Origin of the sequence: Fibrobacter sp., from assembly GCF_017551775.1 — a bacterium.
Taxonomy (GTDB): Bacteria; Fibrobacterota; Fibrobacteria; order Fibrobacterales; family Fibrobacteraceae; genus Fibrobacter.
In genome coordinates this window covers 1-19817 of record NZ_JAFZKX010000095.1, presented here as the reverse complement: position 1 = coordinate 19817, position 19817 = coordinate 1, and the positions used below count along the sequence as shown (strand labels likewise).

Genomic DNA, 19817 nt, shown 5'->3' with positions numbered 1-19817 from the left:
GCCGCTTGAAAATAGGGCAAAAATAAGGCTTTAGAGCCGCGGGACCTTGACCCTGTCGCCTGCCCTCAGGTGGTCGAGGTCGACGTTTGGGTTAACGGTCTGCAGTTCGGATCTCACTAGGAAGCCGGGGAGGCTCTGCGAACCGGCACCATAGGTCCGGCGCAGCAACTTGCTAAGATCCTCTTCGTTCGCGACGACCATCTTGTACAGGCTCGAGTTGTTCGGGTCGGACTGCAGCGCCGACATGGCGCGCATGAACTTGTCGCTGAAGGCTTCGCCCTTCTTGCCGAAAGCGTCGTTGCTTTGGCCTTGCGGGAGTCCCATGCCGCGGGCTTCCTGATTACTCTTGCGCACATCCTTGCTTGCGGTCTTCTTGTCGGGCTTGCCCGTGACGGAGGAGGGCAGGTTGAATACGGGCGCCTTGTTCGGGTTCAGGCGCAGGTTCGTCACGTTCTCGTTCTTCGGCTTTCTGACGGGTTCCAGCGCGAGAATGGAATCGAGGGAATTCACGTAAACGCTGTCGGGCCACTCGATGAGCGGCATTTTTTGGTCCACCTTGATGATTTTAGCTACGGGACGTTCATCGTTACAGGCGGTAAAGCAAAGGGCCAACCCGGTCATGAGTGGGGCGGCAATTAGACATTTCAGCGTTTTCATGCTCTAAAAATACAAAAAAAGAGCCCGTATCTTGCCAAAATCCTCAAAAACTGCTAAATTTGGAACTCCAAATAATTCACTTCAATAGGATTTGAAAAATGAAAGAAGGTATCCACCCTAACTATCAACCGGTCGTGTTTGTCGATGCGAATACGGGTAAAGAATACATCACCCGCTCCACGAAGTCTTCCGCCGAAAAGAAGACTATCGATGGGGTTGAACATAGCGTGATTTCCCTTGAAATCACCGCTGATACCCATCCGTTCTGGACGGGTAAGCAGCACCGCGTGGATACGGCTGGCCGTATCGATCGCTTCAACAAGCGTTTCGCTGGCAACATCACGGGCGCAAAGCGCAAGACCCGCAAGGCTGTGCCCGCCAAGGCCGAAGAAGAAGCTTAATTTTAGGCTGTTTCCGATGCCCTCCACGTTGCGGGGGGCATTTTTTTTTAAATTCAACTGGGTTTTCAAAACAAGGAAAAAAAATGAAGAAACAAATTCTTACTGCTTGCGCCGCGGCTCTCGTCGCCATGGCCATGACCGGTTGCGAAAAGACTGGTACTATCGAAGGTGTCGTTCTTGATCCGTTCACTGAACAGGCCGTCCCGATGCCGACCGTATGGATGGACTCCACTATTTTCACGACCACCAAGGAAAAGTACCCGTACAAGGCTGAACTCCAGAAGGGCGAATTCAAGTTCGAAAAGGTTCCCGTGGGCAGCTACCGCATCCTCGCCGGCCGTTCCAAGTACATCAAGAGCCGTAACCCGGTTCAGACTTCCGAAGCCGAACCGAACCTCAAGGTCAAGCTCTACATCTACAGCGACCAGGTGAATCCGGGTCTCTACAAGACGGGCGAAAAGGCCCCGACCAAGATCAACAACGATTGGGTGCTCTTCTCTACCCAGTGCACCGAATCTGTCGCCGGCTACCGCCTTGAAATGACTCAGTCCACCGATGGTGCCAAGGTTCCGCCCAAGGCTGACAAGAAGGGCAAGAAGGCTAAGGGCAAGACTGCCGCCGCTGCAACCAAGACGCTCACCCTCAAGGAGCCGCTCGTCGTTGACAGCAAGCTCAACGTGCTCTACGTGAACGCTTCCTCCGTCACCGCTCCGCTCGTCGCCAAGACTTTCGCCGCGATTGAAGACAAGGTTGCAAACCACAAGGACTGCAAGGGCTTCGTCGAGACCGACGTGAAGGGTATCTTCCCGGATAAGAGCAAGTCCACCGACCTTAAGGTGACCTACGTTGCCGAAAACCTCTACAAGATTACTGGTGACCTCCCGAAGGGCAAGCAGATTATCCAGTTCTCTCAGGAAGGCAAGACCCTCCAGACCTACTACTTCGAAGTGAAGTAAGCTGGTTTAGGCTCTATACCGCCTAGAATTGCTTAGCGACGGCACCCATCCGGGTGCCGTCCTTTCTTATATATGTCGGCGCTTGCTATATTTACTGGGAGCGGGGTTTGTGCCCCGTTGGATCGATCTTGAAAGGAAAGTAGAAATGAAAAAGGTGAAAGGCTGTTTTTCGTTTTTTGGCTTGGCTTTTACTCAGGTGGCCGTCTCTACGGCGGTTGTTGCCTATACTGAACTGGTTCTCAACCGCATGGGCTTCACGCCTACGGGTTCGTGGCAGTTCTATGTGCTCCACCTGCTGTTCCTGCTGCCCTGCGTGCTGCTTTTGACGCCTGCGGGCTTTGCTTCGGACAAGCACCCGAAGGAACGCGTGCTTGTGTGGACGACGCTTCTTTCGCTCCCGGTGATTGGCCTGTTCTGTGCGGGTGCCTATCTCGGGAACCTCATCATGATGTTTGCCGGCGTGGGGCTGTTCTTTGTGCTGCAGGCCTTCCAGAGTCCGGCCAAGAACGGCTACCTGAAGGAACTTCTGGGTGTGCGCTTCCTTGCGAACGGAAGCGGGACGCTCATGATTGTGACGTTCTGCGCGATGTTCTTCGCGGGCGTGGCACTCGCTTTTGCCGTGCGCGCAGACTTGACATTGCCCGTGCTCTATACGCTTGGCGGGCTCCAGCTTCTCGCGTTTGTTTTTGCCCTCAGGCTCCCTTCCATCGGTGCTTATGACAAGGATCTGAAGTTCCCCTGGAAGTATTACTGGACGACCAAGTACGCTCGCCGCAAGATGGCGAAGGCCTGGAAGAACAGGCCGCTCCGCCAGGCGCTCGTCGGGCAGTCGATGTTCTGGGTCATTATCTTCCTCATGGTGTTCGTCATCCAGGACCAGTTTAGTTCCGGCTCCCTGTTTGACAAGGACGCTCTTGCGAACTACGCCATCTTCGGTACGGCCATCGGCCTTGTCGCTGGTTTCCTGTTTGCGATTCGCATGTCCAAGAACTTTATCGAGATGGGGCTTATCCCGATGGGGACGGCCGGTGCGTCCGTGCTCATCTTCCTTATCCCGTTTATTCCGCGCCCCTACAACTCGATTGCCTTCGCGCTTCTCGGGTTCTGCGGCGGTATCTTCGCGCTCCCGATGTTCGCGACGATGCTCTACAACACCAAACCGCGCTCCGCGGGCCATGTGCTCTCGCTGTCCAATATGGTGCAGAACCTCAGCATTATCGTGTTCGACATTCTCGCGATTATCGCCCTCCGCTATGTCGGGCTCGCAAAGATAAACTTGTTCTTCGTCCTCGGCATCGTATGCCTTGTGGGGACGGTCTGGGCGCTCTGGGCCTTGCCGCAGACGCTTCTGCGCCAGCTTTTGCGCTCGGTGCTCTCCGTGCATTACAGGTTCCTCGTGACCGGCGTGCAGAACATCCCGTGGGAAGGTCCTGTGCTCTTGGTCGGTAACCACATCTCGTATATCGACTGGGCGATGATCCAGATGGCAAGCCCGCGCCCGATGCGCTTCGTGATTACGCGCAGGCCTTTCGAGAAGTGGTACGTGAGGCTCCTGCTTTCGCAGATGGAGACTATCGACCTCGATATTGCGAATCCGGGACCCGCGATGGAGGCTGCCCGCAAGGCGCTCATGCGTGGGGAAGCCGTGGTGATGTTCCCCGAGAACGCGATGACTTCGACGGGCAACATGAGCCGCTTCCGTCTGGATTACTCGGCCGCCATCAAGGACGTGCCGCGTGTGAAGCTTTTGCCGTTCTATGTGCAGGGCCTGTGGGGGAGTAGCTACTCCATGGCCGACGCCGGCTTCAAGGATATGGTGCATAGCGGTGGCCGAATCGTCTCTGTCGCGTTTGGCGAGAGCCTTCCGCTCGATACGAGCCCGATGATGGTTAAGCGTGCGGTGCAGGAACTCTCGATTACCGCATGGACGACCTACATCCGCAAGCTGCGCCCGGTGGCATCCGCTTGGATTCGCACGGTGAAGCGTATCGGGAGCGGCCCCTCGGTGTATAGCCCCGACGGGAACCACCTTTCCGCCAATGCGCTCGCGACTGCCGCGCTCTCTTTCTCGGGAATGATTGACAAGTTAACGGCGGGCGAGAAGCAGATTGGCGTGCTTATCCCGCCCTCCGGTCCGGGCATCATCGTGAACATGGCCTGCCTCATCAAGGGCAAGACCGTATATAACCTGAACTACACGAATACGCCCGAGACGATGGACTACTGCTGCGGTGTCGCGGACGTGAAGACCATCATTACCGCACGCGTGTTTATCGAGAAGCTGAAGCAGAAGGGCCTCCCGATGGAGAGACTGCTCGACAACTACAAGGTCTACTACATGGAAGACCTGAAGGAGCAGCTGCACAAGTCGACCCTCGTGAAGAACTTCTTGCGGGTGATGTTCCTGCCGGCCTGGTACCTGGAACTGCGCTTCTTCAAGAAGGTTACCCTCGACGACGTGGCGACCATCATATTCAGCTCTGGTTCCGAAGGCCGCCCGAAGGGCGTGGAACTCACGCACCAGAACCTGATGGGCAATATCAAACAGTGCGAAAGTGTGCTCTTGCCTAGCGCGGAGGACGTGTTCCTCGGTTCGCTCCCGCTGTTCCATGCGTTCGGGTTCTCCATCACGACGATGCTTTGCCTTGTGGAAGGCGTGCCGGTGGCGACCTGCCCCGACCCGACGGACGCTAGGCTCGTGTCGCGCATGTGTGCCCAGTTCAAGGTTTCCATCATGGTGGCCACGGGCACGTTCCTGCGCATGTGGGGCCTGAACCGTGCGGTGCACCCGCTGATGTTCTCGCATGTCCGTGCCATATACGCCGGCGCCGAGAAGATTCGCGAGGATGTGCGCCAGCTTTACCGCACCAAGTTCAAGATCGAGATTTTCGAAGGCTTCGGTTGTACGGAAACGACTCCGGTGGCGGCTGTGAACACGAAGGACGTGCTCATGGACGACTACAAGACGGTTATCGAGGGCAACAAGCCGGGTACCGTCGGCGCTCCGCTGCCCGGGACGCAGTTCCGCATCGTGGACCCGGATACCATGGAAGAACTCGGCGTGGGCGAGGATGGCCTTATCTTGATTGGCGGTGCCCAGATTATGAAGGGTTACCTGAAAGATCCGGATCGTACGGCGCAGGCGATTGCAGTCATCAACGGCAAGCGCTGGTACAAGACGGGCGACAAGGGCCATGTGGACGAGGACGGTTACCTTACGATTGTGGACCGCTACAGCCGCTTTGCCAAGCTCGGCGGCGAGATGGTGAGCCTCGGCTCCGTGGACTTCAAGATATCGGAATGCGCCCTGTTCGACGAAATCGACCATTTCGCTGTGGCCGTCCCCGACGGGAGCAAGGGCGAGAAGATCGTCTTGGTGTATGCGGGCGATAAGGAAGAAGCCGAAGTGAAGGATATGCTTAAGCAGGTCGGACTCCCGCCCCTGATGCTTCCGGGCGCCGTCGTGAAGGTCGATGAGCTTCCGAAACTTGGTAGCGGCAAGAGCGACGTGCAGACGGGCAAGAAGATTGCCATGGAACGCCTCGGCATTACGGGTTAGGAATCAAAAATAAACTAAATTGTCTTGAATATGAGTAGAAGAGAAAATAAGAAATCTGTTGCAAAAAAGGATTTGTCTGTAAAGAAGGAAACCGGGGTGGAGAAAAAGTCTCTGGCGCAGTCGCTTCGAGACTGGGTTTCTTCGCTCATGCTGGGAAAACCCCATGCGGTGATGGCTGCGGTCTCGGTCGCGGTGTTGCTTGTCGCGTTCCTGATTTTCAACAACCTTACCGTTTCGTACGCGCGCCGCTGGGATATCGATTGGGGTTACTACTCCATCCTTTCGACGTTCGTCTTGCTGATTGCGGGCATTATCGTCAACATCCCCTTCGTGGCGAAGCACCTGAAGGGATTCCTCCCGAGTGGCAAGAGCTTCTGCGGGCTCGCCCTGCTGCTGATTTTCTTCTCGGTGTTCATGTTCGGCAACATCAGCAATACGCACCGCGTGCTGAGCGACGAGACGAGCTGGGAATCGATGGGCTTGCAGATGTACTTCCAGCACACGGGCGGCATCTGCAATGAGGGCGTGTGGACCGACGGCGTTCTCGACTGCAAGACCGAAGTGAACAATTTCAAGGGCAAGGCGCTCGGGTTCGTATATTCGCTCGTGTTCAACTTCATGGAACCGAACCGCGATACCGCCCTCCTGGTGAACTATCCGTTCTACATCTTGAGCCTTATAGCGTTCTTCTTGGCGCTATCCAAGTGGTTCAGGAGTAGTAAGCTGGCTCTAGCGGCGACGGCCTTCTTGGGCGGTATGCCCATATACCTGTTGCAGGCGCGTTCCGCTTCGACGGAAGTCCTCTACATCTGCCTGCTCACCATGCTGATGGCTTGGTATGCGTTTGTCCCGACCAACAAGGTCACCTGGAAGCACTTCTTGCTGACGGTCCCGCTGCTCGGTTTCTTCGCGCAGACCCGCCAGGAGACGGTTTTCGCCTTCATCCCGTTTGCGCTCTACTATTACCGCTATTTCCTCGAGAAGCCCTACCGCCTGCCGGCCTTCATTGCCGCGGTGATTGCGGTGAGCTGGCCGAGCGTCAACAACATGGCGGCCTACCGCGGTTACGACTTCCAGGGTGGCGAGCATGCGGCTCATTCGTTTGATAACCTTTGGTTCAACCTGAAGACCAATATCGTGACGATGCTGAACTTCGATACCGACCCGTCTTTCGGTGGTATCATGACGAACCCGTTCTACACGACGTTCACCATCATTTTGCTTGTGGCGACGGTGTGGCTCCTCGTGCGCATGATTGTCTTTGGCCGTTATGTGCGCGGGTTCATCTTGGGTATTTTCTTCTGCTTGCAGATTTTCGTCATCATGTTCAACGTGTCGGGCACGTTCACCATCGACATCAACCAGCGTTACGTGCTGGTGGCGCTCCCGATGTTCGCGCTCCTGATGGCGCTAGGCCTTTACGATGCGCTTGAATTCTCGACCAAGATGAGGAAGGATGCCGCCGCGTCGATTGTTATGGGGCTCGCATGCGTCCTCACGCTCGGCCTCATGCTGTACCATGCCCCGAGCTACCGCAACAACATGCTCTACTACAAGAACAAGCTGTTGGGCGAAGAGGAATTCCTGAACAACGAACTGGCGAGTTACCCTGCGAATTCCGTGTTCATCTACTCTAGGCCGTGGCAGATGCTTGCTCAGGGCCACAGCGCCTTCAGCGAACGCACGTTCGAAGGCTGGAGCACCGATGTGTTTGCCGAATGGATGCAGAAATCCGGCGGGAACATCTATCTGGTGCGCGGTCAGGACGGTTACGGCAAGGTCAACCGCGAAAGCCGCGTGGTGGGTTTCAAGACGACCGACCAGATCGACAAGATTCTCGACAGCTACAAGCACGAACGCGTGCTCGTGGATGCGAAGAAGTTCGGCTACCCGCTGGTAATCTACAAGATTATTTCCAAGAAGGGCGTGTCGCATTACGCGCAGAACTTCACCGTCAGCGAACAGATGGACGGGATGATCGTATTGAACAAGCGCTTCCCCGAGTCCATCGCATGCGATTATTCGCTCAACGACGAAAAGCAGGGCGGCATCTTGCTGACTTTGGAGGCGGATACTTTGCGCCTGGATTCCCTGAAAATCAGGAACGGCATGAATCGTGCCTTGTTCACCTGCTCCATGCCCGATGCCGATACGACTGTCATTTACAGGGATTTCTTCCTGGAATCCGACAGGGCGGTCCTCCTTTCGGCCCTCAAGATGGAGCGCTACGCTCAGGATTGGGGTGACCCGCAGGTGAACCAATCTGTGGAACACCACAGGCTCACTCTGGACGGTGAACCGTTCCGTTACGGTATCGGCTCCCATGCGAATTCCAGTCTCGAATACACGCTCCCGCGCGGGTTCGACATGTTCCATGCGGTTGTCGGGCTTGACGACGAAAGCGCCTGCGGTGACGGAGCCTACTTTGTCGTGCTGGGCGACGGGCGCGAACTTGCCCGCTCCAAGAAGCTCTACTCGATGGAAAAACAGAAGTTGGATGTCGAGATTACCGGCGTGCGCCATCTTAACTTGAAGGTCGAGATGGGCGACAACAAGGACTGCGACCACGGCGACTGGGCACACTCCTGGCTGGAGGCCCGGTGAAAGTATTTGTAGCCCCTTTGGATTGGGGGCTAGGGCATGCGACGCGTTGCGTGCCCGTCATAAGGGAATTTCTCCGTAACGGAGCTGAGGTCGAAATTGCGGTTGTGCCCGCGAATGCGGCCTTTTTCCGTGAGGTGTTCCCGGAGGTGCGCCAGCGCATTGCGCCGAGCTACAATATCGTCTACCCGAAGCACGGGTTCAACATGGGGCTCTGGCTTCTCAAGAAGAGTTCGCATTTGAACGCCGTCATCCGGTACGAGCACCGCTATGCCGAAGAGATGGTCGAGCGCCATGGGTACGATATCGTTTTTTCGGATAACCGTTTCGGTTTTTATTCCACCAGGGCGCATAGCGTGTACATGACGCACCAGCGGCGCATCGCTTTCCCGCCCGCGTTGTCGACGCTGGAAGGCATCGGCATCCGCTGGCACAATTCCCTGATGAAGAAGTTTGACGAGGTGTGGGTTCCCGATGTGGAAGGTTTCCCCGGATATGCGGGAGCGCTTTCGCATGTGGAAGGCTGCCCGGTGCCGCTCCGGTACGTGGGGCTCCTTTCCCGGTTCGCGGGCCTCGAGACGCTTGGCTCCGGGGACGGGTCTACATCGGGCCGTAACGTTCTCGCCATAGTTTCGGGCGTGGAACCCGCACGAACGCAGTTCGAGACCGCCCTCCGGCAGATTCTCGCGCAGGTTCCGGGCGAGCACGTGATGGTGCTCGGGAAACCGCAGAAGGGCACGCGCTCGTGGAAGGAAGGGAATGTCGAGTTCCACAACCACCTGCCGACGGAAGAATTCGCCCGCGCCGTAAGGAACGCCGACTGGGTGATAAGCAGGGGAGGCTACAGCACCGTGATGGACTTGGCCTTCCTCGGCGCGCGCTGCATTTTTGTCCCGACTCCCGGCCAGTTCGAACAGACAGTCCTCGCCAGGGAACTTTCTTCTGCGGGTTATGCCGCCTATATTCCCGCGCATAGTTTCACTGCCGGCGCTCTCGAAAAGGCGTTCCAGGCTAAAGTTGCCCTGCCCGCGCCCCCGCGCGAAGACCTGCTCCAGGCCGCGGTTCGGGAGCTGCTGTAAAACATTTTATTTGAGGTTGATAATGAACCGTTTTGTCCTTGCTTTCCCGATTCCCGTTGCTCCCGCGGATGCTTTCCAGTTGACGGAGACGGTGTCCGTCGGTGCCGACACGAAGACGCTTCTCGTTCCCGGTTGCAGCGTGAGTTTCGATGTCGTTCGCAACGCCCCGGCCTCGGGCCTTTCGGGTATTTTTGCCGAGCATCGGGAACTGAGCGCGGAAGAGGCTGCCGCCATCGATTCTCACAAGTCCTTGCTCTTTTTGCTCGGTACGCTCAAGAGCGCGGATGACCTCAAGATGGTTAATTCCGCCATCCTGAAGGTGCTTGCCGCGGGTGCGACGGGCGTGTACATGCAGCAGTCGGGCACGGCCTGGACTGCCGACGCCTTCCGCGAGGAACTCGACGATGGCGAATTCCCGATGGACCCCTGGATCAACTTCGTGGAAAGCGACAATCTGCTCTACACGCTCGGGCTGGAAGTCTTCAATTCGCCGGATTTGTGCATTTCGCGTACGAACGGCAATCCCGAAGAGCTCCGGAACATCCTTTCCGTTGTCGCGGATTCCATATTCGTGGATGGTATCTCCTCGAAGTCCGGTACCGAGGTCGACGGGGGAGAATGCGGCACCTTCACGCTGCGTGCCGAACAGAAGAGCCCGTTCCCGAAGGATTCTCCGGAATTCAACCGCCAGGGAATCATGCGTCTGTTGAAGAAGTAGTCTTTTATTATACTTTGTTCTATGCCAATAGAAAACGAATACGTCAATCTCGCTTTTTTGCTTTCGGCGATTGCATTCCTTTTCCTTGCAATCTATGCGGCGTTCGTCCCGCTGCTCAAGCGCTGGGCGAAAAAGACACCGAACACGTTCAACATGCTCCTTGTGGAGAGGCATGTCGCGTCGCGCCTTTTGCAGATTCTGCCGGCGACCGCGTTTTCTACGACCACGCCGCGGATTCTGAACCAGTCCGGCTGGCTTTTTGAATTGTGTTCCCGCGTGTCCAACATCTGGTACACGCTGCTCTCGTTTGCGATTGCTTGCTCCATGCTCGATGTGGTCGAGCACCTGAACGGCATAAACGAACGCACCATGAAGCGCCCGCTGCACGGTATTTTTCAGGCGGTGAAGGTCGCGCTGTTCTGCCTTGCCGCGATATTTATCGTGAGCCAGGTGACCGACAAGAGCCCTGTCATCATATTCTCGGCATTGGGCGCCATGGCGACTGTCCTGATGCTCATTTTCAAGGACTCGATTCTTGGCGTGGTTTCGGGCGTGCAGATAAACATTTCCGATTTGCTGCGCAAGGGCGACTGGATCGAAATCGAGCGTCACCATGCCGACGGCACGGTCATGGACATCACGCTTACTTCGGTGAAGGTGCGCAACTGGGACAATACCATATCGGTCATCCCCGCATACGACCTCATCACGAACTCGTTCCGCAACTGGCGCGGCATGCAGGATTCCGGAGTGCGGCGCATCAAGAGGGCGATGTTTATCGACCAGAAGTGCATCCGCTTCCTCACTCCCGAAGAAATCGCCAATCTTTCAAAGATTGAAATTCTCGCTCCATACCTGAACGCGAAGGCGCACGAAATTGTGGGCGAGGAATCTAAGGCCGGCTTGCTGGGCGTTGCTTCGGGCACCGAAGACCCGGATATGCTCAATACCCGCCATCTCACGAATATAGGCACGTTCCGCGCCTACTGTACCGCCTACCTCCGTTCGAATAAGTATGTCGCGCAGGACATGACGCTCATGACCCGCCAGCTGGAGCCGACTCCGCAGGGCCTTCCGCTCGAGATATACGCGTTCACGAATACGACCGTGTGGGAGGACTATGAAGGCATCCAGTCCGATATTTTTGATCACCTGATTGCCGCATTGCCGGAATTCGGGCTGGAACTTTACCAATACGGTAACGGCTTTAGGGCGTAGTTCCGGAAATTTTCGGTTTGTTTTTGTGCCGCATTTGCTCAAGGAGGGCGTTGCGGCCTTATTTTTCCACGACCTGGCCGAGCACCTGCTGGATGCGGTGCTGCATGTGGAACGCGTCGCTGTTTACCAGGCTGTAGAACATGCGGTCGACGAGCGCCTGCGTGTTGAAATCGTACGAGGGTAGCCTCAGCAGGTAGCTTTCCGCAGAATTGTCGAAGGCGTAGAGCTGTCCCAGCGGGCCGATGCGGCCTTCTTCCTGGAGTTCGAGCAGGGCGGATGCGACGTCGTCGTTCACGCACACGATGGGGATTTGCCCGTAATCCCGGTTTTCCAGGATGCTGACCATTTTGCGCTTCAGGAGTTCGCGGGCGTAGGCTTCCACCGAATGCTTTTCCACCTTGCTGCGGGCGATTTGCTTGTAGTCCCACGGGCTTGCGAATTCATCGTCGGTGCAGTCCATGACGCTCAGGCCCATTTCCCGCAGGCCGGCGAGGCGCTCTATGGACCAGGAACTGTCATGGTATGGCGAAAAGAAGGCGACATCGTGTACCCCGCGCGAAAGCAGGTACTTGCCCATCTCCTTTCCGGGGCCGGGACCGAATGTGGAATTGAAGAACGTCCAGTTGTCCTTGCGGATGTAGCGTTCGGGCAGCGACTGCACGGGATGTTCCCACCACACGGCGACCGGGTAGGTGACCTCGGCGAATAGCTGCAGGAGTTTTTTTGGTTCCATCACGAGCAGGGTAGAAAGAACTGCGCCGACGGCGTTGCGGAAGTCAGTGAGCTTGCGCGGCTTGCCGCTCCGGTCGATAAGCGTTCCGGTCTTTTCGTTCAGGCCGAGCAAAATGAGCTTGTAGTGTTCGGCACCCGCCTTCTTGTAGACCATGCGCAAAAAATCCATCTCGCGCTCGCTTTCGGCGGTGAAGCCGCCCCAGCTGTTGCAGCGGGTGACAAAAATGATTTCGCTCAAGGAGGCACCCGTTTTTCTCTCGTCCTTGCGGGTGAAGCGGTAATGACGCCCGACCCTCTCGAGGATCCCGCGGGATTCCTCCAGGTTCAGGAACTTGCGGATTACGGCCTGCGAGATGTTGTAGCGGATGGACAGTTCCTTCATGAGGGGGAGGTTGTCATCTGTCTTGAACACGCCGCGTTCCCAGTCCTCGCGGAAGAGCCTCTCCACTTTTTCCATGGCGGATTCGCGGATTGCGGGGACGGAATTGCCCGCGTATATCGTGGTGATGCCCTGCGATGTCCAGAAGCAGCCTTTCCCCTGGATGCGGCAGATTTTCGATTCGCGCTCGAGCGTGCGGAGAGCCGCCTGTACCGTGCTTGACGACAAGCCGTACACCTTCATGATTTCGCGTACGCTGGGTAGCCTGTCCCCGTCTTTGTGCGGGAGTTTTTCCAGGATGAGTGCGAGTTCTTTGCGCATGGCTATAAAATAACAAAGTCTACGCGACATTCGCCACGTAGACTTTGTTGTTTGGGGGGTGTTTAGTTAAAATTTGAAGTTCACGCGGTAACGGTTGCGGGGATCGCTTGCGCGGGTGTTGTTGACGCGGGCGCCCTTGGCGTTGACGGTGTGGGTTTCCTTGTCCTGCAGCTGCTTTGCGCGCATCTGGGGGATGGCGTCCACGACGCTGCTGGAGTAGGGGGGCATCACGATGCTGCTGGAGGAGAGCGGCGGCATCACTTCGCTGCTGGAGCTGGGCGGCGGGGTAACGCTGCTCGAAGACGGCGGAGTGACGTTGCTGCTCGAAGAAATTGGGGACGGTTCGTTATCAACCGGGACCTGGCCGTTGAAGCTTTCCTGGCCCTTGCGGGTGAGGGCGAGAATCAGCATGCCATCCTTGGTGTAAATATTGTTCGGGGTCAGGTCAACGCGGTTGCCGTCGAAGGTCCAGTTGCCCTTGCTCCAGCGAGAGCTGTTGAACGAATTGAAATCGTCCGTCCAGTCGAGCGTGAAGTCGCTGCCGTTTTCGCCCCTGCCCGGAGTGTATTTGTAAACCTTGACCCAGTTGATGAACTGGAAGAGCGGGAGTTTGGATTCGTCAAACTGGCCGACCCATTCAGCAGTTTCAGAAGACCAAATGTTGAAGCGGAGGCCCTGCGTACCGATCAGGTTTTCGACCTGGTTCTTGTTTTCGCCCTTGTTGGTCTTGCGGACTTCTTTTCCGTCGAGGGTCCAGCGGACGTAATCGGGCGTCCATTCGAGACCGTAGGTGTGGAACCCCTGGTCTGCTGCCGGACTGACGGCGTGGTGCTTTTCACTGGTGATCTGTGCGCCGGCTTTGCCCGTGATGATGTTGGACTGGAAACTGTTGGGGCTCTTGCCCAGGACTTCGATATCGACTTCGACCCAACGCTGTGCGCTGGCCTGTTCGGAGCCGTTCTGGTAGAGGAACATGGAACTGACAGTGCCCGAAGCGGCCGCCATCTTCATACGGGCTTCGAATTTACCGTAAGAAAATTCTTCATTGGTGTAGAGTTCTGCACCGCTGAAGTCTTTTGCAATAGTTGTTGCTGCCATGGTCATTACCGCAAGGGTTCCTGCCGAAAGAATTTTGTTGATTTTCATAAAAAACAACCTCCTAAACACGTGTGTCCTTAATATAGGTCCGTAAAGTGGGGGTCGCAATGCGATGAAAATAAATTATAAACCAACTGTATCAAGTGTATTGAAAGGGGCGAAAAAGCGGGCGGGAGAGGCGGTGGATGGGCGTAAAACGGGCTTGCCAAATTACTATCTTTTTTCGTATGGAAATAGAAGACTGGCGCATACGCATAGACGAATTGACAGATTCGGTAATCGCGCTCTTGAACAAGCGCGCCGTCTATGCGACTGAAATTGGAAAAATCAAGAAACAGAAGGGCCTGCCTGTGCTGGATACGGCTCGTGAAGAGGCCGTGCTGGCCGAAGTTGCCGAAAAGGCGGAAAAGGCCGGTGGCCCGCTTTCCGGTGAATCGGTGCGCCGCATTTTCAAGGTTATCATGGAAGAGACCCGCAAGGTGGAGGAATAGATGAAACGTATAGCGCTGGTAGGTTTCGGGCTGCTTGCGGGTTCCATCGCCTCTGCACTCAAGCAGGCAAAGCGCCCGACTGTAATCCGGGCCGTGAGTTCTCCCGTGACGCTTGCGCGCGCCCGCGAGCTGGAACTTGCCGATGAATTTTTCGAATACGGCGATGTCGAACAGTGGTCCAGGGACTGCGACCTCATTTTGCTGTGCAGCCCGATTCTGCATATCTTGAAGACCATCGATGCGCTTGCGCATGTGAAGTGGACCGAGCAGAACGATGCCGGGTCCAGTGCGCCGTGCCTCGTGAGTGATATCGGCTCTACGAAGGTCGAAATCTGCAAGGCGGGCGTGAAGCTGCCTGCTCCGTTCCGCTTTGTCGGGAGCCACCCGATGGCCGGTTCCGAGAAGCGGACCTGCGAACACAACGACCCCGCGATTTTCGAGAACGCCTACTGGTTCGTGTGCCCTCCGGAGGGTACCGAGGAATCCGCATACGCCGAACTCCTGGAACTGGTGAAGTTCCTCGGGGCGACTCCCGTCGTTTTTCCGCCGGAACACCATGACCGCACGATGGCATGGGTTTCGCACATGCCCCAGATGCTCAGTTCTACGCTTGCGGGCAACCTTCCCGAACGCCTGCTCAAGCACAACTACCAGCACTATGCGGGCCGCGCCTTCCGCGACATGACGCGCATCGCCGCGAGTGGGTGGGGAATGTGGCATGACATCGCGGTCACGAACCGCGACGAGACCGTACGTGCGCTCGGCGAAGTCCGAGACGGGCTCGAGAAGACGATCGAGGCCATGAACGCCCTCGATGTCGTGGTGGATGGAAAGCCTGCGACGGATGACCGTTCCGCCGGGCTCGAGACGATTTTCAAGGCGGGCAACGAAGGCCGTGCGAGTTTGTTCGCTCCGGGCCGCAATGCCGGCGCCGCCTTCTCCGAAATTACGGTGCAGCTCAAGGACAAGCCGGGAGCGCTGCTCAGCGTGATGCAGCCGCTTGCCGAAGAAGGCTTGAACATTCGCGATATCGAACTCATGAAGGTTCGCGAGAATGTCGCGGGCACCCTCCTGCTTGCTTTCAAGACGCCCGACGAGGCTGCCCGCGCTGTGAAAATTTTGCGCTACCTAGGCTACGAAGTGAAGGAACGCTAGATGGAATTTACGCTTAATCCAGATCGCGAACGCATGGCGCTCACCCTGGTGATGGGCCTTTTGGTCAACGGTCGCACCGTGCTCGAAGATTTCGCATGGGCGAGCGGTACCGAGGAATTCGCCCGCGCGCTCGCGGAATTCGGGCTTGTTTACGAACAGCACGGCCACCAGCTGGTTCTCGACGGCAAGGGCTTCCAGTATTCGCTCCCGTCGATGCTGCCCTGCGGTTTTTCCGAAGCCGAGAACGTGCTCCTCTGGACGCTTTCGAGCAAGGATCCCGAACATGTTTTCACCCTCGCCGAGGAATCCGACGAGGCGGGAATCGCGAAGGTTGCATCCGTCAAGGAATGCCTGCTCAAGTATTTCAAGCTGAATGTCGATGAGGATTCCCCCGCGAGGTTCGTTTTCCGGTTCGCCGTGGAAGAGCCCGCATTGAAGAAGGATTCCCTCGGGAATGTGCCCTTCGTGATGCGAAACCGCCTCTTGCTGCGTGCCCTCGTGCGCGGGGAATACCTGAGTTTCGAGGAACGCTCTACGGTTCATGACCAGTGGACCAAGATGCTCATGTATTTCGGTGTCCCGGTTCGCTACGAAGGCCGCGGCATGGAACAACTGAGCGAGTTCGAACGCCGCCTCATGATTGCGCAGGGCAAGAAGATTGAACGCACGCAGTTTACCGAACTTTCGGAGGCTCGCGTGATTACCGGCCGCGAATACTACGTGCCCGGCGATACGACCGAGGCGACGGCTTTCGCCCTGCTCGCGACTGTCGGGAACATGCCCAAGGAAAATGTGGTGCGCCTGCTGAACGTCGATTTGAACAGCACGCGCGCCGGTGCCCTCACGTGCCTCAAGCGCATGGGCGCAAACATCGAGACCGTTACCCGCCGCGAAAAGTTCGGCGATGTCTACGGCGATGTGGAAATCTATCCGCTTGCTGCGGGCAAGCGCCTCCAGGGTCGCCGCTTTAGCGAAGACACCATCGCGACTGCGCTTGACGAATTCCCGCTGCTCGCCGTAGCCGCGTGCTATGCCGAAGGCGAAACCATCCTCCGCGTGCCCAAGGAATACCGCAAGGAGATGCGCGTCAAGAACGAGTTCTTGGCCGAAAACTTGCGCAAGACGGGCGTGGAAGTCGGCGTCTACGACGACGGGCTTGTCATTCGCGGGATGGAAACCATCGTGAACGGGAGCGAATTCGACGGGGGAGACTCTGCCGAGACGGGGCTTGCCCTGAGCGTCCTTTCGCTTTCCCTCCAGAACGACGAGCCGGTAGGTGGCTTGGATTGCGTGGAACGTGTATTTCCGGGCGTTGCCGAGCGGCTCAAACAGGTGCTGGTCGCCGAAAAGACCGAAAATGAAGGCTAATCCATTCGAGGCTGAATATGAAAGGCACTTTCAAGAAAATCGGGATTGTCGGTTTTAAGGACAAGAGCGCGGATCTCGCTTGTGCGTTGAACCAGATTGCGCTCTGGGCGGTCGCTCATCCGCAGGTGAAGTTCTTCGCGCTTGATAGCCTCTCCGGGCTGGTGCAGAAGCCTATCCGCGTGGTGAAGGAACCGGGCCTGCGCAACATGGACCTGCTGCTTGCCATCGGTGGAGATGGTACCGTGCTTTCTGCCGCGCACATTGCGCTCGGGCACAGCATTCCCATTTTGGGCGTGAATGCGGGCCGCGTGGGGTTCCTTGCCGAAAGCAGGGTGGAAGGCCTCTCGAAAACGCTTGACGATTTGATTGCCGGTGATTTCTCTACGCGCGACCGCATGATGATTGACGCTTCCGTTTATTGCGGCAAGAAGTGCGTCGCGAAGCAGACCGTGTTGAACGAGGTGCATATCCGCGCCCATGCTCCCGACCGCATGGTGAACGTGAATGTCGCCTACAATGGAACGGACCTGACGGAATACTGGGCCGATTCCCTGTTGATTTCGACCCCGACGGGATCCACCGCATACAATCTTGCGGCGGGTGGCCCCATTATCCACCCGAGTACGCCCGCTGTCGTGCTCACGCCTGTGGCCCCGAGCAGTCTTTCCGTGCGCCCGCTTGTGCTTTCGCTTACCGACAAGAAGTTGCAGATTGCATCCGCTGTCGACAGGCCGCTTGACCTTGTTTTTGATGGCCGAATTACGGTCGAAATGAAGTCGGGTTACCAGGTCACACTCAGCGAAAGCAAGTCCGTGACCACGTTTATCCGCATGCGCCATACCGGTTTCGTGGGTGCGCTGCGCGAAAAGCTCGGCTGGACCGGAAAACCGCGCCTTGCATAGCGGAAAGATTAGGCCGTTATGCAAATTGTACAGCTAAATCCTGCCGAAGAGAACGCACAGGTCCGAAACCTTTACGAATCCGCTTTCCCGAAAGAGGAACAGATTCCCTGGGCCGATTTGATGCGGCTTATGAAAACGATGTCGCTGGATTTTAGCGCTTACAGCGAAGACGGAAACCTTGTCGGACTGACGATTGTCTATTCGCGGCCGCAGTTCAACTGGTTCTGGTATTTCGCCGTGCCCGAATCCTTGCGCGGGAACGGTATCGGGCAAAGCATTCTTTCGCAGTTGCTTGAAAAGTACAGGGGTCAATCCAACATTCTCGACATGGAATCGCCGGAGCAGGTTTGCGACAATTCCGTGCAGCGCAAGCGCCGCCACGCTTTCTACCTGCGCAACGGCTTCCGCGATACGGGTGTCGGGAAATCCTTCAAGGGCATTGACTATACCATTATGATGATTGGCGAAGGCTCATTCACGCAACGTGATTACGACCAGATCATAAACGAACTACGCTCTTATTGGGACGCGATGCCAAAAGAAAAGTGATTGCGTCGCTTTAATAGTTCGTGGTAATACGGGCAGATGTTTTCAATCCATTTGGGAGAATTTGACTTGATAGCCTAAATTCGCTAATCCCCTTAGATAAGGAGCGAATTCTTCTGTTGAAAGGTCCTTTGAGCAAGCGAAATTTACGATGTTTCGGTCTTTTTTATTTGCAAGGCTTTCCCTGGTGCGAATTTCTTTAAAATATGCCCAAATTTCTGTTTCGTTTTTAAAAGATGTTGTTGTCTTCTTGCCAATCAAACCTGTTTCGTTGATGCTAGAGCTAATGAAAAATGAATCTTTAGTCTTGTTTAAAAAGAAAGCTAGCTCCATAAAATTTTCAGCACATTCGAGATCGCGGTTTCGTTCCTGAATCTTTTGATTGTTCTTCTCGTCTGCAGAAAGCCCTTTATTCATCAATAAATCATGGATGTTGATGACTCGAGGTCCATTACAAGGATTGATTTCTTCATTAAGTTTTGCGTGAATGATTGAAGAAAAATCATCTTCTAACGCAATTTTTACGGAATCGAGTCCCGACCAATTAACAGTACCAAGAGTTTTAAAGAGAACTTTGAAAGAATTTTTTGAAGCAATGTGGATGTGCGCGGTTTTCGGGCTAGGACTAAGCTCTTTTATTTTTCTTTCCAACGAAGCTATCATTTGACCTCGTTTTTCATCTTCAATTTCGTTGAATGTATCCCCAACTTTTTCTCCATTGAGGAAAAACTCTTTTGAGGTGATGTCTATTATGGCCACATCACTTGATGGTGTCATAAATTTTTTTTCTTCACCACAACCGACAAGCAAAAGTATTGCTAGAGCGTATAAAATTTTTTTTATCATTTGAATTTATCCCGACAGTTCAAAAAAAGTTTTTCTATTTCAGGGATTGTATAGTGCTGCAAAGCAAGCTATAACAATAGCTATGCAACAGATTGCTGCTTTTTTTAGAATCTGTAATCCTTGCTGAATGTGATTTTTTTTAGTTGTCACTCAGTTTAATATACTTTTTTGACCTTTAAAAAGTTATATAAACTAATGAATTCTGCTAAAATTTTGAGTAAAAAAACGAAGGACCTCAGCGATAATGCCGAGGTCCATTTTGCAAAGAGATGCGGTGAGATCCTTTCGCCTTCGGCGTCAGGATGGCCCTTCGCTTTATTTCTTCACATGCCTATGATACTCTTGGAGGCTGCACACTTCGAAGCGGCCGAAGTCGTGCTTGTCCATGAGGCCTTCTACGGTAGAGGTGAGGGCGGCGATGGTCGTGGTGATAGGAATGCCGGACACGACTGCTTTCGAGCGCATCTGTATTTCGTCCACCATGGCTTCTGCGCCGGTTTCGGTGGTGTTCACGATCCACTGGACTTCCTTGTCGTGGATAAGGTCCAGGAGGTTCGGGCGGCCACGGGAGATGCGGAACACGGCGCGGGTCTTGATGCCTTCGTTATAGAGGAGGGTCGAGGTTCCGCGGGTGGCGTAAATCTGGTAGCCCATGTCCACGAGGCGCTTGATGAGCGGCACTGCCTTCTGTTTGTCTTCGTCCTTGAGGGAGACGAAGATGTTGCCTTCGCTCGGGACCTTGTTGCCGGAAGCCAGCTGGCTCTTGAGGTAGGCGAGGCCGCGGTCGCGA

16 protein-coding genes and 1 pseudogene are annotated in these 19817 nt (G+C 55.6%); 12 read left to right on the top strand and 5 right to left on the bottom strand.

Features of this window, described 5'->3' with window-relative positions:
* Nucleotides 1-30 precede the first annotated feature (30 nt).
* A complete protein-coding gene (locus IK012_RS11520) occupies nt 31-657 on the bottom strand; it encodes a hypothetical protein (RefSeq protein WP_290954669.1) in 627 nt (208 codons plus the stop codon).
* A 98-nt stretch (nt 658-755) separates the two neighbouring features.
* On the opposite strand from IK012_RS11520, the gene IK012_RS11515 reads away from it, so the two are divergent.
* The 7 genes from IK012_RS11515 (at nt 756) to IK012_RS11485 (ending at nt 11189) form a co-directional block, all read left to right on the top strand.
* Entirely contained in the window at nt 756-1058 is a 303-nt protein-coding gene (locus IK012_RS11515; protein ID WP_173380226.1) for a type B 50S ribosomal protein L31, read from the top strand.
* An 83-nt stretch (nt 1059-1141) separates the two neighbouring features.
* Nucleotides 1142-2014 carry a hypothetical protein gene (locus tag IK012_RS11510; RefSeq protein WP_290954665.1) on the top strand — a complete coding sequence of 291 codons (873 nt, stop codon included), beginning with the start codon at nt 1142-1144 and terminating at the stop codon, nt 2012-2014.
* Nucleotides 2015-2159: 145 nt separating this feature from the next.
* Nucleotides 2160-5573: an MFS transporter gene (locus tag IK012_RS11505; RefSeq protein WP_290954657.1), complete on the top strand. Its 3414-nt coding sequence runs from the start codon at nt 2160-2162 to the stop codon at nt 5571-5573.
* Nucleotides 5574-5603: 30 nt separating this feature from the next.
* Nucleotides 5604-8177, top strand: coding sequence for an NPCBM/NEW2 domain-containing protein (locus IK012_RS11500; RefSeq protein WP_290954654.1), 2574 nt, complete (start codon nt 5604-5606; stop codon nt 8175-8177).
* Nucleotides 8174-9253, top strand: a complete 1080-nt coding sequence (locus IK012_RS11495; RefSeq protein WP_290954643.1) for a glycosyltransferase — start codon at nt 8174-8176, stop codon at nt 9251-9253. Before IK012_RS11500 ends, IK012_RS11495 begins: the two co-directional genes overlap by 4 nt.
* A gap of 22 nt (nt 9254-9275) precedes the next feature.
* Entirely contained in the window at nt 9276-9971 is a 696-nt protein-coding gene (locus IK012_RS11490; protein ID WP_173383318.1) for a hypothetical protein, read from the top strand.
* Between the two features lie 21 nt (nt 9972-9992).
* Complete coding sequence (locus IK012_RS11485; RefSeq protein WP_290954634.1) at nt 9993-11189, top strand: mechanosensitive ion channel domain-containing protein; 1197 nt, start codon at nt 9993-9995, stop codon at nt 11187-11189.
* Between the two features lie 58 nt (nt 11190-11247).
* Here the strand turns inward: IK012_RS11485 and IK012_RS11480 are convergent, their stop codons facing one another.
* Nucleotides 11248-12621, bottom strand: a complete 1374-nt coding sequence (locus IK012_RS11480) for a GntR family transcriptional regulator (RefSeq protein WP_290954631.1) — start codon at nt 12619-12621, stop codon at nt 11248-11250.
* A gap of 66 nt (nt 12622-12687) precedes the next feature.
* The gene (locus IK012_RS11475; RefSeq protein WP_367273791.1) at nt 12688-13725 is read right to left on the bottom strand and encodes a family 16 glycosylhydrolase; all 1038 of its coding nucleotides are present in this window, start codon (nt 13723-13725) and stop codon (nt 12688-12690) included.
* A gap of 221 nt (nt 13726-13946) precedes the next feature.
* Between IK012_RS11475 and IK012_RS11470 the strand changes: the two genes are divergently transcribed.
* From IK012_RS11470 to IK012_RS11450, 5 genes are read left to right on the top strand one after another with little or no spacing between them, the layout of a single operon-like run.
* On the top strand, nt 13947-14210 hold the full coding sequence (locus IK012_RS11470) for a chorismate mutase (protein WP_173378543.1): 264 nt from the start codon (nt 13947-13949) through the stop codon (nt 14208-14210).
* Nucleotides 14211-15365, top strand: a complete 1155-nt coding sequence (locus tag IK012_RS11465) for a prephenate dehydrogenase/arogenate dehydrogenase family protein (protein ID WP_290954628.1) — start codon at nt 14211-14213, stop codon at nt 15363-15365.
* Complete coding sequence (locus IK012_RS11460) at nt 15366-16733, top strand: 3-phosphoshikimate 1-carboxyvinyltransferase (RefSeq protein ID WP_173384721.1); 1368 nt, start codon at nt 15366-15368, stop codon at nt 16731-16733.
* A 17-nt stretch (nt 16734-16750) separates the two neighbouring features.
* Nucleotides 16751-17635, top strand: coding sequence for an NAD(+)/NADH kinase (locus IK012_RS11455; RefSeq protein ID WP_290954624.1), 885 nt, complete (start codon nt 16751-16753; stop codon nt 17633-17635).
* Between the two features lie 18 nt (nt 17636-17653).
* Nucleotides 17654-18184: a GNAT family N-acetyltransferase gene (locus tag IK012_RS11450; protein WP_290954621.1), complete on the top strand. Its 531-nt coding sequence runs from the start codon at nt 17654-17656 to the stop codon at nt 18182-18184.
* Nucleotides 18185-18226: 42 nt separating this feature from the next.
* On the opposite strand, the gene IK012_RS11445 is transcribed toward IK012_RS11450, so the two are convergent.
* Both IK012_RS11445 and carB read right to left on the bottom strand, forming a co-directional pair.
* Nucleotides 18227-19027: a hypothetical protein gene (locus tag IK012_RS11445; RefSeq protein ID WP_290954618.1), complete on the bottom strand. Its 801-nt coding sequence runs from the start codon at nt 19025-19027 to the stop codon at nt 18227-18229.
* Between the two features lie 315 nt (nt 19028-19342).
* A pseudogene (gene carB, locus IK012_RS11440) lies at nt 19343-19817 on the bottom strand (carbamoyl phosphate synthase large subunit); the annotation flags it as partial.

Excerpts from the sequence above, each read along its gene's own strand:
- IK012_RS11455 (WP_290954624.1), top strand. The coding sequence starts at position 16,751 with ATGAAAGGCACTTTCAAGAAAATCGGGATTGTCGGTTTTAAGGACAAG.
- IK012_RS11500 (WP_290954654.1), top strand. The coding sequence starts at position 5,604 with ATGAGTAGAAGAGAAAATAAGAAATCTGTTGCAAAAAAGGATTTGTCT.
- IK012_RS11460 (WP_173384721.1), top strand. The coding sequence starts at position 15,366 with ATGGAATTTACGCTTAATCCAGATCGCGAACGCATGGCGCTCACCCTG.
- IK012_RS11465 (WP_290954628.1), top strand. The coding sequence starts at position 14,211 with ATGAAACGTATAGCGCTGGTAGGTTTCGGGCTGCTTGCGGGTTCCATC.
- IK012_RS11480 (WP_290954631.1), bottom strand. The coding sequence starts at position 12,621 with ATGCGCAAAGAACTCGCACTCATCCTGGAAAAACTCCCGCACAAAGAC.
- IK012_RS11520 (WP_290954669.1), bottom strand. The coding sequence starts at position 657 with ATGAAAACGCTGAAATGTCTAATTGCCGCCCCACTCATGACCGGGTTG.
- IK012_RS11470 (WP_173378543.1), top strand. The coding sequence starts at position 13,947 with ATGGAAATAGAAGACTGGCGCATACGCATAGACGAATTGACAGATTCG.
- IK012_RS11490 (WP_173383318.1), top strand. The coding sequence starts at position 9,276 with ATGAACCGTTTTGTCCTTGCTTTCCCGATTCCCGTTGCTCCCGCGGAT.
- IK012_RS11515 (WP_173380226.1), top strand. The coding sequence starts at position 756 with ATGAAAGAAGGTATCCACCCTAACTATCAACCGGTCGTGTTTGTCGAT.
- IK012_RS11450 (WP_290954621.1), top strand. The coding sequence starts at position 17,654 with ATGCAAATTGTACAGCTAAATCCTGCCGAAGAGAACGCACAGGTCCGA.
- IK012_RS11445 (WP_290954618.1), bottom strand. The coding sequence starts at position 19,027 with ATGATAAAAAAAATTTTATACGCTCTAGCAATACTTTTGCTTGTCGGT.
- IK012_RS11510 (WP_290954665.1), top strand. The coding sequence starts at position 1,142 with ATGAAGAAACAAATTCTTACTGCTTGCGCCGCGGCTCTCGTCGCCATG.
- IK012_RS11485 (WP_290954634.1), top strand. The coding sequence starts at position 9,993 with ATGCCAATAGAAAACGAATACGTCAATCTCGCTTTTTTGCTTTCGGCG.
- IK012_RS11505 (WP_290954657.1), top strand. The coding sequence starts at position 2,160 with ATGAAAAAGGTGAAAGGCTGTTTTTCGTTTTTTGGCTTGGCTTTTACT.
- IK012_RS11475 (WP_367273791.1), bottom strand. The coding sequence starts at position 13,725 with ATGACCATGGCAGCAACAACTATTGCAAAAGACTTCAGCGGTGCAGAA.